Annotated in this window: 16 protein-coding genes; 7 read left to right on the top strand and 9 right to left on the bottom strand. The window is 48.6% G+C overall.

What is annotated here, in order from left to right; all coding sequences use genetic code 11:
- Positions 1 to 93: 93 nt before the first annotated feature.
- The 3 genes from FDZ78_RS00925 to FDZ78_RS00915 are packed head-to-tail and all read left to right on the top strand — an operon-like array spanning position 94 to position 2286.
- Positions 94 to 717: a radical SAM protein gene (locus FDZ78_RS00925; protein ID WP_136408860.1), complete on the top strand. Its 624-nt coding sequence runs from the start codon at positions 94 to 96 to the stop codon at positions 715 to 717.
- Between the two features lie 4 nt (positions 718 to 721).
- Positions 722 to 1477: an energy transducer TonB gene (locus FDZ78_RS00920; RefSeq protein WP_124075493.1), complete on the top strand. Its 756-nt coding sequence runs from the start codon at positions 722 to 724 to the stop codon at positions 1475 to 1477.
- A 2-nt stretch (positions 1478 to 1479) separates the two neighbouring features.
- Positions 1480 to 2286, top strand: a complete 807-nt coding sequence (locus FDZ78_RS00915; RefSeq protein WP_123611102.1) for a TonB family protein — start codon at positions 1480 to 1482, stop codon at positions 2284 to 2286.
- Between the two features lie 43 nt (positions 2287 to 2329).
- On the opposite strand, the gene FDZ78_RS14890 is transcribed toward FDZ78_RS00915, so the two are convergent.
- Entirely contained in the window at positions 2330 to 2461 is a 132-nt protein-coding gene (locus FDZ78_RS14890) for a hypothetical protein (protein ID WP_255575957.1), read from the bottom strand.
- Positions 2462 to 2802: 341 nt separating this feature from the next.
- Here FDZ78_RS14890 and FDZ78_RS00910 point away from each other — a divergent pair, with 341 nt between their 5' ends.
- Both FDZ78_RS00910 and FDZ78_RS00905 read left to right on the top strand, forming a co-directional pair.
- Entirely contained in the window at positions 2803 to 3276 is a 474-nt protein-coding gene (locus FDZ78_RS00910) for a pyridoxamine 5'-phosphate oxidase family protein (RefSeq protein WP_124075513.1), read from the top strand.
- The gene (locus FDZ78_RS00905) at positions 3277 to 3567 is read left to right on the top strand and encodes a nitrous oxide-stimulated promoter family protein (RefSeq protein WP_025076936.1); all 291 of its coding nucleotides are present in this window, start codon (positions 3277 to 3279) and stop codon (positions 3565 to 3567) included.
- A gap of 58 nt (positions 3568 to 3625) precedes the next feature.
- Here FDZ78_RS00905 and FDZ78_RS00900 read toward each other — a convergent pair whose 3' ends face one another.
- On the bottom strand, positions 3626 to 3865 hold the full coding sequence (locus FDZ78_RS00900) for a cupin domain-containing protein (protein ID WP_136408861.1): 240 nt from the start codon (positions 3863 to 3865) through the stop codon (positions 3626 to 3628).
- A 107-nt stretch (positions 3866 to 3972) separates the two neighbouring features.
- Between FDZ78_RS00900 and FDZ78_RS00895 the strand changes: the two genes are divergently transcribed.
- Together FDZ78_RS00895 and FDZ78_RS00890 are read left to right on the top strand one after the other, a co-directional pair.
- Entirely contained in the window at positions 3973 to 4344 is a 372-nt protein-coding gene (locus tag FDZ78_RS00895; protein ID WP_107037111.1) for a transposase family protein, read from the top strand.
- A complete protein-coding gene (locus tag FDZ78_RS00890) occupies positions 4319 to 5284 on the top strand; it encodes a transposase (RefSeq protein ID WP_240740261.1) in 966 nt (321 codons plus the stop codon). Before FDZ78_RS00895 ends, FDZ78_RS00890 begins: the two co-directional genes overlap by 26 nt.
- A gap of 203 nt (positions 5285 to 5487) precedes the next feature.
- Here the strand turns inward: FDZ78_RS00890 and FDZ78_RS00885 are convergent, their stop codons facing one another.
- From FDZ78_RS00885 to FDZ78_RS00855, 7 genes are all read right to left on the bottom strand, one after another.
- The gene (locus FDZ78_RS00885) at positions 5488 to 5871 is read right to left on the bottom strand and encodes a hypothetical protein (protein ID WP_124075494.1); all 384 of its coding nucleotides are present in this window, start codon (positions 5869 to 5871) and stop codon (positions 5488 to 5490) included.
- Between the two features lie 44 nt (positions 5872 to 5915).
- Positions 5916 to 7586, bottom strand: a complete 1671-nt coding sequence (hcp, locus tag FDZ78_RS00880) for a hydroxylamine reductase (protein ID WP_124075495.1) — start codon at positions 7584 to 7586, stop codon at positions 5916 to 5918.
- A gap of 22 nt (positions 7587 to 7608) precedes the next feature.
- Positions 7609 to 7959 (bottom strand): DUF488 domain-containing protein, encoded by a 351-nt coding sequence (locus FDZ78_RS00875; RefSeq protein ID WP_124075496.1) that lies wholly within the window; start codon positions 7957 to 7959, stop codon positions 7609 to 7611.
- A gap of 523 nt (positions 7960 to 8482) precedes the next feature.
- Positions 8483 to 11557 (bottom strand): glycoside hydrolase family 2 TIM barrel-domain containing protein, encoded by a 3075-nt coding sequence (locus FDZ78_RS00870; protein WP_205746905.1) that lies wholly within the window; start codon positions 11555 to 11557, stop codon positions 8483 to 8485.
- 35 nt (positions 11558 to 11592) lie between these two features.
- On the bottom strand, positions 11593 to 13593 hold the full coding sequence (locus tag FDZ78_RS00865) for a hypothetical protein (RefSeq protein WP_124075497.1): 2001 nt from the start codon (positions 13591 to 13593) through the stop codon (positions 11593 to 11595).
- Positions 13594 to 13754: 161 nt separating this feature from the next.
- On the bottom strand, positions 13755 to 13979 hold the full coding sequence (locus FDZ78_RS00860; protein WP_136408862.1) for a hypothetical protein: 225 nt from the start codon (positions 13977 to 13979) through the stop codon (positions 13755 to 13757).
- A gap of 41 nt (positions 13980 to 14020) precedes the next feature.
- Positions 14021 to 16105 (bottom strand): glycoside hydrolase family 97 protein, encoded by a 2085-nt coding sequence (locus FDZ78_RS00855; RefSeq protein ID WP_240740408.1) that lies wholly within the window; start codon positions 16103 to 16105, stop codon positions 14021 to 14023.
- Between the last annotated feature and the right edge of the window lie 21 nt (positions 16106 to 16126).

The following is a 16126-nucleotide window of genomic DNA, read 5'->3' as shown; positions in this document are numbered from 1 at the left end:
TCCAAGCCGTACATGATAAATTCATGGCAAAGTTGCATGAATATATGCCTATTTTTCATTATATTTGCGATATTACAGAAATAATAAACCCTCATGGAACGGCAACGGGCTAAGATAATCGGTATTGCGCGGCATCGCCTCTCGACTGACGGCGACGGCGTGACTACGCTTGTGGCTTTTCACGGCTGTCCGCTACGTTGCCGATATTGTCTTAACCCGCAGTCGTTAGGCGACGGCGGACGTTTCCGCGAGTATTCGCCGGAACAGCTATATACAGAGACCCGCATTGACGAGCTTTATTTCATTGCCACAAACGGCGGCGTGACTTTCGGCGGCGGAGAGCCGTGTCTGCGGCCTGATTTTATCCGACACTTCCGCGAACTGTGCGGCGAGAGCTGGCAAATCAATCTTGAAACATCGCTAAATGTTCCGGCAGACAATATCGCGTCCTTGCTCCCTGTGGTAAACACACTTATCATTGACATCAAGGACATGAATCCTGAGATTTATCGCAACTATACCGGGCGGGGAAACTCCATTGTCCTCTCCAATCTCCGACTGATAGCCAACAGCGGTCGGCAAAGCGACTGCATTATCCGCATACCGCTGATACATGACTTCAACACTGATGCCGACCGCGAGGCAAGCCGCGCCGCGCTTGAACAACTCGGCTTCACCCGATTCGATTTATTCACCTACCAAATCCGCAAACACTGACACTATGGCACGAGGAAAACAGACCTGCAAGATATTGAAGGAGATACGTCGGCAGATTGCCGAGGCTAACGGCATCGAGTTCGCCACTTCGGAATGTCGCTACAAGGGCGACTGCCTCGGCACATGCCCCAAATGCGAAGCCAAGGTGCGCTACCTTGAGCAGCAGCTCCGCGCCCGATCCCTCGCCGGAAAAGCCGTAGCCCTCGCCGGCATCTCTGCGGGTATGATTCTTATGTCGGGGTGCAGCGGCATATCGTCAAATCAATCGAACGTTACATTGCAGGGCGAGCCTGAGATATCAGTCGAGCAGATTGAGGTTGCCGACACAATCGAGGAGGGCGAACTGCCCGCAATTGAAGATACGGTTGTCTTAAAAAAAGGAGAAATCGATGATACTGAAATTGTTGTGGGGGAAATTATTGACCCTGAACAAGATTATAAAGTGTATGAAGCTATTGTAGATGTTCGCCCAACATTCCCCGGCGGCGATGAAAAACTAATGGAATGGATATCACAGCATATCGTCTATCCTCCGGGATGCTATGAGTCGCACATACAAGGTCGCGTTACAATTCGGTTCTTGATAAAAGCTGACGGCTCCGTAGGGGAAGCTGAAATTATACGTGGAGTTTATCCGGAACTTGACAAAGAAGCCTTGCGTGTCGTCAAATCCTTGCCCAAATTCAACCCGGCAACCCTGAATGGGAAAGCTGTTGAATATTGGTTTACCTTACCGATAACATTCAAATTAACTGATTGACTATGGCACGAGGAAAGCAGACCTGCAAGATATTGAAAGAGATACGTCGGCAGATAGCCGAGGCCAACGGCATTGAGTTCGCCACTTCGGAATGTCGCTACAAGGGCGACTGCCTCGGCACATGCCCCAAATGCGAAGCCGAGGTGCGCTACCTTGAGCAGCAGCTCCGCGCCCGATCCCTCGCCGGAAAAGCCGTAGCCCTCGCCGGCATCTCAGCAGGGATGATTATCATGTCGGGGTGCAGCGGCACATCATCATCGAATCAGTCAAACGAAACATTGCAGGGCGAACCGATCGAAATAGCTGATACATTGGATTTCGAGGGCGAAATTGATGAGGAATGCTTATTATCCAAAACCAGAGATACAATTTTCAATTCTGCAATCGAAGTTTCAGGTATCAAAGAAGGTGAGATAAGCCATGATCCTAATGAAGTAGTAACACAAGGTGAAATGCCGGAAGAGCGGCCGAAAAATCCGGATGAAAGTGGAATTTACAGTTGTGTTGAACAGCTGCCACAATTTCCGGGAGGTCCCGCTGAAATGTTACGTTTCATAGGTCAACATTTGAAATATCCCGAAGAGCAATTAATGGAGGAGATTCAAGGTCGTGTGGTAGTACAGTTCTATGTTGACACATTAGGTCGTGTTTGTGAGCCGAAAATAGTACGAGGTAAAGATTCTGCTCTTGACCGTGAGGCTTTACGGGTAGTAAGATTATTCCCTAATTTTACTCCCGGCACTATTAATGGCAAAAAAGTCAATACATATTTTACTCTTCCCATTACATTCAAATTACCCCCAGATTGATTATGGCACGAAGCTTATTGAGAGAGATATAACTAACGGCTACTTAAACAATGATAAAGAACTGATATGGCTGGAAGATGGCGGGGGCGATGAAGTAGACGTCCTTATAAATCTTGACGAAAGCAAACTTGAGGTTTTCGGAGTGCATCAACACGGGTAAATTCAAGAATATCATCGTTCAGGGCTGATTTTCACGCACACTTGGGACATTCGTAACATCCAATGTCGATTATTCTTCGTATATTTGATGTAGTCTTGGGTTAATATTTTGACTACAAGGTTATTTTTGAGAATTCGCGTGAGGATGGGCAATGGATAAGAAATTGGTAGTGTGTTTGGTTACGCTATATTTCTCACGCTTTCAAATAACTCTTTTACTTTGATGCAAAGTTAGCATTTATTTTTGGATTACGCCTCATTCCGGGGCGCAATTCTCTTTTAGATTGCCTTTTCCGTGTCGCAGAAGCCACAGATTGTTATTCCCTTATTTTTTCTTAAATTTGCAATATGAAGCAGATGAGAAAAGCAGCAAGGCAGAAAGATGAGGACTGGGCGCTTAATGTGTTTGACCGTGCTCCCTTTGTAACGATGTCGATGATACGACCGGACGGAACGTCATACGGACTCCCGCTGTCGTTGATACGGGGGGAGGGGCACACGTTTTATTTCCATTGCGCCGACGAGGGGGAGAAGATGGATTGCATAAGGGCCAATCCCATTGTCAGTCTGAGTGCCGTCAGCCGATGCTCCCCGAAATTTGAGACCGGGAAAAAGAATTTTACTATGTATTATGACTCTGCCATCGCTTTAGGGGAGGCGGAGATTGTGACTGATAACGCGGAAAAGATTATGGCTTTGCGTCTGCTATGCCAACGCTTTTTACCTAATTACATGGGGAATTTTGATGAAGCGATCAAGCGTAGCCTCGACCGCACAACCGTTGTCAAAATAACACTCACAGAACCGCCGGTCGGCAAATCCAAACCATAAATGAAGATAGAATACGAAATCAGGATCGTAAAAGAGATGATCCGTCTATATTGCCGCCTGAAAGAGGGAAATAGAGATACTTGTCCCGGGTGTGAGAATTTGGCGAGGTATGCCGAAAGCCGTCTGCGCCATTGTCCTTTCAGCGATTCGAAAGGAAGTTGCCGCAAATGCAGGATACATTGTTACCGTCCGGATATGAAAGAAAAAATAAAGACGGTCATGCGCTTTTCCGGCCCGAGGATGCTCATTTATCACCCGATAATGGCTATCCGACATCTAATCGGGAAATAATAAAGGCATCCGGGGAGTCCATACCCTCAGGATGCCTGAAGACCGAACGATGCCGTGCTCATGCGTTGAGCTTTGTGACAAGAACCTTGAACCGTTCCGTAGCCTTTAAGGAATGTTTCACACCCGGTGTCATAGTGAGCGCATCACCCTCTTTCAACTCAAGTACTTTATCCTCAATGTTGAACTCCATGCTCCCATCTATTACCTGGACGAGCACGTCGGCATTAGCCGTATGTGTGGGAATCTCAAGTCCCTTGTCAACTGCCATAAGGAGCGAAAGCCCGCTATGGTTCTGCATGACAATCTCCTTCGCTATGGAGCCGTCAGCGTACGGAATTCTGTCTTTTAATGGGTCAAGCCGAAAGCACGGTGCATGAATTTTGAGAAAAGTGTTAAATTTGTGGCATGAAAACCGCAGATGCAATATGGATGTGCCTGCCCGAGGGCATGGACGAACTATTTGAAATGGTGCGCTTCGAGCGCACGGAACAGTCCTATGACATATGGCTTGACGAAAAGAAGAAACTGTCTGATGAAGACTATCGTAATCCAAATATCGTAGCGCGAGGCTATACGGATTATGTAACAATACAGGACTATCCGATGCGTGGACGGCCTGTATTTCTTCACATGCGCAAGAACAAGTGGTGGGACAGGCAGACCAACGAAATCTTCAGCTACAATCTCGAACTTCCCAACGAGGAAGGAACACGACTCAGCGCCGAGTTCGTGGCTTTTTTAAAAGACGAAGGTGGAGACGACAGCCCTGTCGATTAAACAGATAGCGCAGATGTACTGCGTCAACGGCAAACATTTTGCCGACTTGTACCGCAATAAGATAAGCGGTTACGCCGACTGGTGCGAACAGGAGCTTGGCTGTGGGTTCTATTTCAACGCCGATAATATCGGCCCTTACATGAGTCTTGATGAGACGTGTCTGAGCAACGGGGAGGTATGGACGTTCCTGACCAACAAGGACGGCCACGGAGGCAAGGGAACACTTGCGGCAGCCATTCCCGGAACAAAGAGTGACGAAATTATATCCATACTCATCGGAGCTATGGAGAAATCAATCAGACGCAGGGTCAAGGAAGTGACCTGCGATCTCTCGCCATCAATGATGCTCATAGCCGCAGAAGTGTTCTATAACGCCCATGTAGTCAACGACCGTTTTCATGTCCAACAGGTCTATAATGAGGCCGTTGACGAAATCCGCATTGACATTCGCCGACAGCTCATCGCAGAGGAAAACAACCGCAACAAGTCCGAACCGCCGGTAACGTACTCCAACGGAGAGACCATGCGCCAGATACTGGCTCGCAGCAAACACACTCTGATGATGTCGCAGAACAAATGGACTGACATACAGCGCCATCGTGTCAACATACTGTTCAAATACTATCCAATATTGAAGGCTGCATACAGCCTTGCGATGGAGCTGCGCAAGATTTTCAACGCTAAAATCTCACCGACAAAAGCCATGGGGAGGATGAACAAGTGGTATGAAAAGGTAATGGCATTGGGTAACAACAACTTCCGCTCGGTAATCAAAACATTCAAGAACCACGCCCCAACAATCCTGAACTATTTCCGTCGTCGTGCGACCAATGCCTCTGCCGAGGCATTCAACTCTAAAGTCAAAATATTTCGCTCACAAATGCGTGGTGTCCGGGACCGCGACTTCTTCATCTTCCGATTAGTCAAACTCTACGCCTAAAAATTTAACACTTCTAATTGCCCAATTTAACATATGCACCGTGCTTTCGGCTTGAGCCCTTTTAATCTGAACATGTCGTAAATTTATTTAGAGGTTTCTTTTTTTGCGAATCTTCATAGTGATGACAAAGCCGATGCCGAATATCAGAAAATATAAAGCGGCAAAGACAAGTCCGAGGCAGAGGAACAGTTCGGATGATATTTTCATAGCTTTACAGACTGGAAGGTTTCCTGCAAACGCGGGGGTATCCGCCCGTTCATATATTTCTGCCATCCAGCGTTAAGTATGATGAGGAGCAATATCCACCATTCGGGGTATTTCAGAAAAAGCAACGACAGGGTTATTGCTACCGCTATGTTCACGACAATCCATCCCCACAATCCGGCCTTCCTGAAATCAATCCTAACATCACCGGCAGCGGCCGCCACGCGCCATGTGCCCAGTCCGGACTCACAGACATATGCACAATATGCCATGAGCGTGGAGCCGAGAAGCGCCTCGGCAGCCGAATATCCGTGGTCAAGATGGAAATATGCGGCAAGAGACAGCGCCGCCAGCCAAAGGATGGCGTGCGCCGCCGCTATCATATATTTATGGATAAACCGATTCACATTCCAACCGTCCATTTCTTTCAACCGATAAGGGTAGCCAAATCTTCGTCAACGGTGGCGATGGTACCTATATTGAACTTCTCCTGAAGCACTTTCAGAATTTCGGGGGTGAAAAACGCCGGCAGCGTCGGGCCGGTGTGGATATTCTTCACTCCGAGGCTCAACAGGGCCAGAAGCACTATCACCGCCTTCTGCTCATACCATGCGATGTTGTAGACAATCGGCAGATCGTTGACACTCTCCAGGCCGAAAGCGTCCTTGAGAGCATTGGCAATCACGACGAGCGAATAGGAGTCGTTACACTGTCCGGCATCGAGCACGCGCGGAACACCCTCGATATCACCGAGCGGAAGCTTGTTGCAGCGGTATTTGGCACAGCCTGCGGTGAGAATCACGCAGTCTTTAGGAAGCCTTTCCGCAAATTCCGTATAGTATTTGCGCGAGGGCATTCTGCCGTCACAGCCTGCCATGACCACAAACTTGCGGATTTTACCGCTTTTGATGAGGTCGATAATCTTAGGCGCCAAAGCAAGCACCTGGTTATGGGCGAATCCGGCGACAATCTCACCGTGCTCGATCTCTGTCGGCGGCTGGCATGTCTGCGCCCGCTCTATGATTTCGGAAAAATCCTTTTTGCCGTCCTTCCCCTCGGTGATAAAATGTGTGCCGGGCATTCCGACGACACCGGTCGTGTAGACGCGGTCCATGTAGGTGGTTTTCGGACGCGGGGGCACGATGCAGTTGGAGGTGAAGAGGAACATGCCGTTGAATGTCTCGAACTCGTCAGTCTGCCGCCACCATGCGTTGCCGTAGTTACCTGCAAAGTGGGGGAATTTCTTGAAGAAAGGATAGCTCTGGGCAGGGAGCATCTCCGAGTGGGTGTAGATGTCAACCCCTTTGCCTGCTGACTGATCGAGCAGTTCCTCAAGATCCTTGAGGTCGTGACCGCTCACGAGTATGCCCGGACGGTTCCTTACTCCGATGTTTACCTTTGTGATTTCGGGATTGCCGTAGGTCGATGTGTTTGCCTTGTCAAGCAGAGCCATAGCCTTGACACCCCCGTCACCCACATTGAGCACGAGCGAAAACAGCTCATCCACGCTTATGTCAGGACGGCTTATCTCGGCAAGGGCGTTCTCTATCACGACATATATGTCTTCGTCCTCATAACCGAGGTTACAGGCGTGGCGGGCATAGGCCGCCATACCCTTGCAGCCGTACATGGCAAGCTGCTTGAGACCTCTTATATTCGGGTTCTTGTCATGGAGCACACTTGTGATTTCTTCTTCAAGAGTGCCGCTGTGTTCGATTACCTCATGTACGCCATATTCCTCCTTTGGGATATGATACGACACCTCAGGCATGAAAGGAGGCTCCATGCCGCGCTTTTTCGACTCTCCTTCGAGTTCGTTTTTCAGGTCGAGGGCTTTTGTGATATAGCCGTCGAGCATATCATTGTCGAAGTTCGCGTTGGTGATGGTGGTGAACAGTGCGTCGACGATGAACCGGGATGCATCCTTGCTTGATGCGCCTTTCTCTCGCAACTGTCGGTTTACGATGGCCATGCCACGGGCGATGTAAAGCAGCTGATCCATTCTTGCAGACGTTTCGGGTTTCTTTCCGCATACACCTTGTATCTCGCAGCCTTTGCCGCGTGCGGTCTCCTGGCACTGGTAACAGAACATTTTCATAAGTAGAGGATATGTTAAGAGATTATTTTGTCAATAAGTTGTAAATCACAATGGCATTGTTATGTCGCTCATCATGAGACGAATAAAGTAATGTCACTACAGATTTCTGTGCAAGAAGATGTCGCAATGCCCCGAACGAAGGGCTGGTCTCCAGTTCTTTGGAATATCGAGTCTCAAATTCAGACCATCGGTTATCGGGATCCGCATGAAACCATTCGCGGAGTTCTGAGGATGGCGCGATATCCTTATCCCACAAATCATAATGGAAAGTATCGTGCGAGAGACCTCTCGGCCAAAGTCTGTCTATATATACCCTGAAACCGTCTTCCGGAGAAGCGGGTTCGTAAGCCCGTTTTAATTGATATTGTGTCATAAACTGTGATATTACATATATTTACTATTCAATTTCAACACCTGTATCCGCTGTATGGTTCATAATTAATAATGCGTCATGAGGATTGAATTTTATTTGAAACAAAGCATACAACAAAACTTGATATTAGTAGAACCCCATTGAAAAATGACTGCATGAAACAGGGTCGAGAGGAATAGTCTGGCTGACAGCCCCGAAGAAACTACCGGGCAAAATTAGCGTCCGCCTCTTTCGGACTGCAAGGCCGGGCCTATCGGTTTCGGGAAAAATCATCCTCGCTTCGCTCCGGTATTTTTCCCGAAAGCCACTTTTGGGCATAGTTTAGAATATGTTTTGGTCAACACAAACTAAACTAAAAGGACTGACTCCTGCAATAGGTGCCAGTCCTAATTTTGTTTTGCCTCAAAAAGTTTTATCGGACAGCAATAATAAAATTTAAACTGCACCGCAAAAGTTATAAGAAAAACTTTTATGCAGCGCAGTTTATTTTGGAAGCCTTTAAGTTATTTTTAATCTGAGAGATTCATGGTTTTATCGGTTTGATGACGAATGAGTAACTATATTCCTTCCCAACAAGGCGATATTGTTCGTAAGGAAGGGCCCACCAGCTATTGTCACCACCAAGGCCACGCTGCGCGAGGTCTACATAGAGATATACATCGCGTAGTGAAGGAGAGATGTCGTTGCTGTGCTGCTGATGCTTTATAAGGCCTGGGTCAAGTGCGGAGGGAAGGATGTCAAGAGCGCTAACTTCGAGTGGCTGGAGGCCCAGAACTTTTATGCCGTAGCCTGTGGCATCAGTCAGAGACGCTTCACGCACATCTGTATGGTTGCCTGTTTCCTGCGGACGGATATAATTCCAGCGCATATCCGCAACTTTGCCGCTGTACCGGCCGAGAAACGCCGAAGTCTTGCGGTCGGAATAGTTCTCCTGTGGACCGCGTCCATACCAAGCAAAGTCATTGAAACTCCTGGGCATTGTGATAATCATGCCAAAACGCGGCAGCTCGGGCGTGAACGCGCCATCGTCCGCCTTCCAGGCTACGGCTACACTTAGGCTGCCGTCGTCGAGAGGGGTATAGACCACGGTGTAGTCCGACGGCACTTCCTGGAGGCGGTAGACGGCTTTAAGGGAATTTCCGTCCCTGGCGAACGACACAAGGCGGCGGTTTTGCGCAGCCGTGCGCCAGGCGTTGGATTTCACATGGAGATTGTTCCCGAAATCGTTGTCGGTCGGCGCACGCCAAAATGATGGCATCATAGCTCCGGACAGCAGATTCTTTCCATCTATTGTATATGCGGTGAGCTCTCCGGTGAGTGCGTCGAATGTCATGCAGGCTCCGGCAGCTTCGGCAGTCCAGTTGTCGCAGTCGTGGATTATCTTGGCCTTGGCCTCTGCAAGAGAAGTCGCGCCAAGGTCTTTCTGCGCGAGAATGAACTGCTCGCGGGCCACTTCATGGCCTGTGGGGATTATCTCGTCTCCTTTCTTAGCGCAGGCGTATATGTCCAGAGTGTAATCGGCTCCTTTGTCTATTGGGGGAAGGGGCAGTCGTATTGTTTTCGATGATCTGGCGGCGACCTTGAGTTCGAATCGACCTTCGGTCACCACGTTGCCGTCGCACAGGAGTTCCCAAAAGAATTCGTAGGGCTCGGTGGAGAGCGATGGAAAGAGGTTTTCTACGGTCACTTCACCTGATATGGGATTGTCGGAGGAGAAACGGATGTCCTGATACACTTTCTTGACCTCGCTCAGACCGGGGTGAGGCTTGCGGTCGGGATTTACTAGGCCATTAATGCAGAAGTTTTCGTCGTGAGTGTAGCCGGTGGCACCATAGTCGCCGCCATAGCTCCAGTATTCGCGGCCGTTCTCGTCCTTCATCCGGAATCCCTGGTCAACCCAATCCCAGATGAATCCGCCCTGAAGCGTGGGATATGTGCGGATGAGGTCGAAAAGATCTTGAAAATTGCCAGTGGAGTTACCCATAGCGTGGGCGAACTCACACATAATGTAAGGGCGTGTCACCCCTTCGCGTTTGCCATAGTCTGCAATCCATTCGTAGGGGGGATACATCGGACACACGATATCTGTGTTCTCACCTTCGCCAGCTTGCTCGAACTGCACGGGGCGTGTATTGTCTCGTTTTTTTATCCAATGGTAACTGTCGATGAAGTTTTTCCCATTTGATGTTTCGTTACCAAGTGACCATATTATTACCGATGGATGATTTTTATCGCGTTCCACGAGACTGATTTCGCGGTCAAGGACTGCATCACGCCACATCTCAGCATGACCAGGATGCGTTTTCTTGGCTTCATCACTTATATCATACACACCAAGGCCATGAGCCTCAATATTGGCCTCGTCGACCAGCAGTAGACCATAGCGGTCGCAGAGGTCATACCACAACGGTGGCTGCGGATAGTGTGAGGTGCGTACAGCGTTGATATTGTGTTGCTTCATTGTGCGGATATCCTTTATCATAGTCTCTTCGTCGATGGTATGGCCGTTATCGGGGTGATGTTCTTGCATATTTACCCCGTGCACCTCTAGGGGGATACCGTTGACATGAAGTTGCGAGTTCTTGATTTCTACCTTGCGGAATCCGACGTTGGTCGATGTTGCCTCGACGGTTTTACCGGAAGCGTCGCGTAGATCGAGTACGAGGCGATACAAATAAGGAGAGTCGTAGTTCCACTTGTTTACTTTCGTGAGCGTGCTCTTGAAGCTCACGGTTTCATTTGCGCCCACCTTCCTGTCCGTACTGTACACCTTACGCCCACCCGCATCATATAGCGTGGCACTGAGCGTCAGGGGTTCGGATGAGTCAAGCTTTACATCGACATTGAAAAGCCCGTTGCGATATCTGCCGTCGAGGTCGGCTTTCACGAAGAAGTCGGCGATTCGACCACGCTTGTCGGTATTGTACAGATATACATTGCGGTCAATACCCGAGAGACGCCAGAAATCCTGATCTTCGAGATAAGAGCCGTCGGTCCAGCGATACACTTCGCAGGCCAACTCGTTCCCTCCGGGCTTAACAAAGTCGGTGATATCGAATTCAGCCGGATTTTTCTGCGACTGTACGTATCCCACCTTCTTCCCGTTCACCCACACATACATACCGGCTGTTGAACCATCGAAGTGAAGGAATGTGCGGCTGTTATTCACCGTGGCACTGTCGAGCGTGAAGGTGCGCTTGTAGCTGCCAACGGGATTATCGTCGTGTGGCACATAGGGCGGATTGACTGGAAAAACATAGGTGGTATTGGTGTATATAGGTATGCCGTAGCCTTGAAATTCCCAATTCGAGGGCACATCGATACTATCCCACCGGCTTACATTGTAATCGGTCTTGTAAAAATCGGCAGGACGCGATTTAGGATTTGGAGAATAGCAGAAGGCCCACCGGCCATTGAGACATGTCACACGAGACGACTGCCACACATTGGCATCAAGCGCTTCATTTACGGATGAGTATGGATAAAAAGTGGCTCTCGGTGCCATTCTCCCTTCGGCAAAAGCACGAGGATTCTCCCACTCGGCAGCTTTGGCACCGAAGGTGACACCAAGCGTCAGCAGTAGAGATATAGTTTTCATTTTGTTCAGATGTATAACGATGGTGTATTTTATAATCATCTAATATCGCCGTCGAATTTGATTTCATACGGCGTGCGCACGTTTGCGTACAGGGTGGAAATTTGTGATTCATCCGCGTTGACATGCAAAATGTTATCCTGCCGGCTGACACGACAATTGTAGGCCGCGATGCTGCCGTCCGGACGCTCTACGATGAAAGCGTTGCAGAGTATTGCCTCTGCAATGAATTTGAAACATTCATGCACATCGTTGTCACTCGAAACTATTGTCTGCCAATCGGCAATCATCGGTACATACTGCTCCCCTACAATGAATTCCCGGTTGGGATAGCATTCAGGATGCGGATTGCCGTATGTCGCATCATCGGACGTGTGGTTTGGATGCGGCTCGCATACCTGCCGCGCGCGGACATACGGGTCGATGACAAAAGCCCAGTTGAGGTCGCCGGATTCATGGTCAATGAGGGCTGCGAAAGCCGAGGCAGCATCGAAAGTCTCGCGAAGCCAACGCTCTTCACCCGTGAGAAGATAGGCATAATAAGTCGCATAAGCCCGCCATGCGCTCCACCCATGTGGTGAAGAAATCATGTTCGGTAGCATGAATACGTCATATTGTGCCTCCCAAAAGCGAAGCGTACCGCCTCTGCGCCGCCCGTCGGGCACCCGCAACTGTGTCAAACAATCGTGTCCCTCAAGCAGCTTGAGCATTGCATCGGTGTAACGTTTCTTATCCTTGGTGTCTTTGCTGCGCAAGGCCAGTTCACCGAGCTGCAGTGCCGAGCAGCTCACCATGCCGTCTTCATAGGTCAGTTGCCCCTCGGTTTCGAGATTGCCGTCCACCGCAGCAAGGTGTTCTATGGCTCGTTTTGCCGATTTCTCAATCCGTATCGCTTGTTTCTTTCGCCCTGCAATGCGCTCCGCATCAGCAAATTCAAACATACTTTTGGCTGGATAGATTACAGAGGTGTAGTCTGTATTACCATTCATATAAGCCCCGTCTGCCCGTTGACAGCTCATAAGATAATTGGCCATGCGTTCCCCTAAGATAAGATCGGATATATTGCCGTAAGCGAGATAGCGGTCCGCCAACATTCCGAGGGTGGAAGATACATTCTGTATTCGCCATTTCCATTCATGCGGTTCACCTGTGTCAAGATCAAACACCTTCTCGACAACCATGTCGAAGCGTCTGTTTAGAACACTGTCTATACTGTGATTGGGCATGATCCGTGCGACATCAAAGGCGGTATGGAAGCCATACCAACTTTCTACGTGCGAGGTAGGTTTCTGTTTGTATTGTTCTACGGCTTTACGTGCCAGCTCCATAGTCTTGTACCAGGGATGACGCACCGCCACCGTGCCATGAGCCTTTCTCTCTCCGTCCCTTACTTCAATGGTTTTGATACCCGGAGCGGTGGCATGGTATATTGCACGCCATAATGCCGTATCGATTTGCTTTAAGTCGGTCTTATTGCCTTCGATGGTCATTACCGGAGCGTTTCCGAAAATATCAATTGCAAGCGTATCCCCCGGAGCACAGGATGTACTCTCCATTGCAATTACGGGAGCTCCGGTATTACGGTATACCGTCTCTTCGAAATTGTCATTATTGTCAAGATCAATGATTTTCACCGTCCATGTTCGCTCCTCTCCCGGTTCAAGTTTCCAGAGGCTCGGATGATGGTCGGGCAATGGCCCCTGACATAACATATCGAGATTCATACATTCTATGCGGTGTCCCCAGAACCAGTGCGGTTCCGGATCCTGATAGCCCAAGTTGTAATCAAGGCTCCATGAAGCTATCGGGTCGATGGATACTACTGCTTTTTTCTTGCCTTCAGGCGACTGCATGTAGCCGTAGAAATGGTCCGGTTCGCAAACTGCGAGTGTTGGAAAAAATTTGCCGTACCATTCCGGATAGGTGTCCATGTAGGTGTCTACTCCAAGTTTAAGGCCAGCCTTTACGGGCTGGAATGGTGTATGGCGGGTGTTGCGCAATCGCAGTGTTATGGTTTCAGTATTGCCTGATTTGTCCACATTGACTGTGGATTCAATCCCTTCGGCAATGCTATCACCCGATGCCTCAATAGCATAAAAGCGATGCTCTGCACCCGAGACCGCAAATGTCACACCTATTGATATTAAAACAATGCTCAATAATCTCATATGTAAGTCTTATAAATTGAACTACTTTGGCTTTAGGAAGGCATTATGCGGATTTTTGATTTATATCTGGTTAAATCGTCGGGATTTTTCTGCGACTGCCATACATTACCATCGGGCACTTCATTTACGGAAAAGTAAGGGTAGAACGTAGCCCTCGGCGCCATTCGTATTTCGGCAAAAACACGATGATTCTCCCACTCGGTTGCTCCGGCACCGAAGATGACACCAAGCGTCAGCAGTAGAGATATAGTTTTCATTTTGCTCAGATATATAACGGTGGTTTGTACCTATTTGCCAATCATTCTACTGGTTTTATTGAAATTGCGAATCCGCCGCCACGAGCCATATGGATTTTGTCTTTTGACGTACTGTCTACCGTCTTGGTGGTAATGGTATAAACTTCGGGATTGTCAAAACCGTCGCCATCCGGAGCATCGGCATAAATGGTTGCTTCATACGTTTTGCCAAGTGGCAGGAAGTTGTAGTCAAGTGTATAGTCTCGGACATTTTCATCAGTAACGCCTCCCACATACCATGCATCGCTGCCTTTGTCTTTGCGGGCGACTACAATAAATTCTCCCGGTTCTGCATCAAGATATACACTTTTGCTCCAATCAACCGGTACGTCTTTGATAAATTGGAATGCGTCCATGTGCTTTTGATAGTGCCCGGGCATATCCGCAGCCATTTGTAAGGGGCTGTACATGGTGAGATACAATGCAAGCTGGTTGGGGATGGTCGCACGCTTCTGTCTACCTTGACCGCCGGGAGCAAAGTCGGTTATCTTCATACGGAATATGCCCGGAGTGAAGTCCATAGGGCCTCCCTTAAGGCGGGTAAAAGGCAATATGGTGCAGTGTTGCGGACTCATATCGGCGAACTCCTGCCCCATAGCACTTTCGTTGCCTATGAGATTGGGGTATGTGCGGCATAGGCCTGTCGGGCGTACAGCCTCATGTGCATTTACCATGATATGTTTGTCTGCGGCCTTTTTAACTGCGTCGAGATAGTGCTTTACCTGTTTCTGACTATAGTGATGTTCTCCTTTTGGTATAATGTTGCCTACATATCCGCTTTTTACAGCATCGTAACCGTAGTGGTTCATTAGGTCATAGGCAGCATCCATATGCCGGTCATAATTGTCGACTGATGAGGAAGTTTCATGGTGCATCATCAATTTGATGCCTTTGCTGTGGGCATAATCATTGAGTGCGGCGATGTCAAAGTCGGGGTAAGGAGTGACAAAATCGAATACATAGTCCTTTTCTTTGCCAAACCAATCCTCCCAACCGATATTCCAGCCTTCGACAAGAAGTTGGTCGAAACCATGCTCTGCCGCAAAATCAATATATCTCCGCACATTCTCATTATTAGCCCCATGAATGCCATTCGGTTTGGCTTTTGAATAATCAAAAGTCGCAAGATCGAAATTATCGGCCCATGTATAACTCCATGAACTTTTGCCGGTAATCATTTCCCACCATACTCCCATATATTTGGTAGGATGAATCCATGATACGTCGTCCAAAACACAGGGATCGTTCAGATTTAAAATAAGATTTGATGCGAGAATGTCAGTTGCTTTCTCTCCTACGGTGACGGTGCGCCACGGCGTTTTAAAGGGAGTGTGTATAGTCGCGATCGTACCGCCTTGTCCGGGCGTGAGATGGCTTTTAAATGTCATTGTGGTGTCATTGAGTTCGAGACTCATCGCAGGGAAATCGACCAATGCCGCCTCGTGGAGATTAAGATAAAGGCCATCGTTGGTTTTTAGCATCAAGGCTGTCTGCACTCCCGTAGGTGAGAATCTTTGTTGCGACGCATTATCCATGAAGTTATCATCGGCGTGGGCGCGTATTTCGCTTAGGCGTGATGTAGTGTATTCATATTCCTGGGTGTCATAATCTCCGGGGATCCACCATGCCGTATGGTCGCCAGCCATTGCTATCTGTGTGGCTTCGTCTGCGATTACAAATGCTTTGGCCGTCTGCTCAGGGAATATATATCGGAAGCCGAAGCCGTCATTATATGCTCGGAACTCTATGTCCATTTTCCGGTCGCCCTGTTGGAGGTTGACGATCATCTGTGTGTAACAGTTCTCTATACTGTCATTTTCACCCCATACTGGTGTCCATGACTCATTGAAATCAGAGCGTTCGATGCCTGTTATCTTGAAATTGTCGGTTAGAGAGGTTGTATCTTTAAGTACAAAGCCCAGCAAAGAAGGCAGAACGATGTCGTTGCCTTTGTACTTTGCGGAGTAGGATGGCTCGCCTTTGTCTGTAAGAGTAAAGGCAATCTCGATATTGCCGTCTGGCGAAAGCAGATTTTCAGTGGTAGAGCTACAGCCGGTAAGGACAAGGGCAATAGCGAATAATTTTATAGGCACATTCATGTGAAAGAT

The sequence above is a fragment of the Duncaniella sp. B8 genome, assembly GCF_005304985.1.
Taxonomy (GTDB): domain Bacteria; phylum Bacteroidota; class Bacteroidia; order Bacteroidales; family Muribaculaceae; genus Duncaniella; species Duncaniella muris.
Note: the sequence above shows the minus strand (reverse complement) of the source record. Positions and strands in the feature narration are given on the sequence as shown.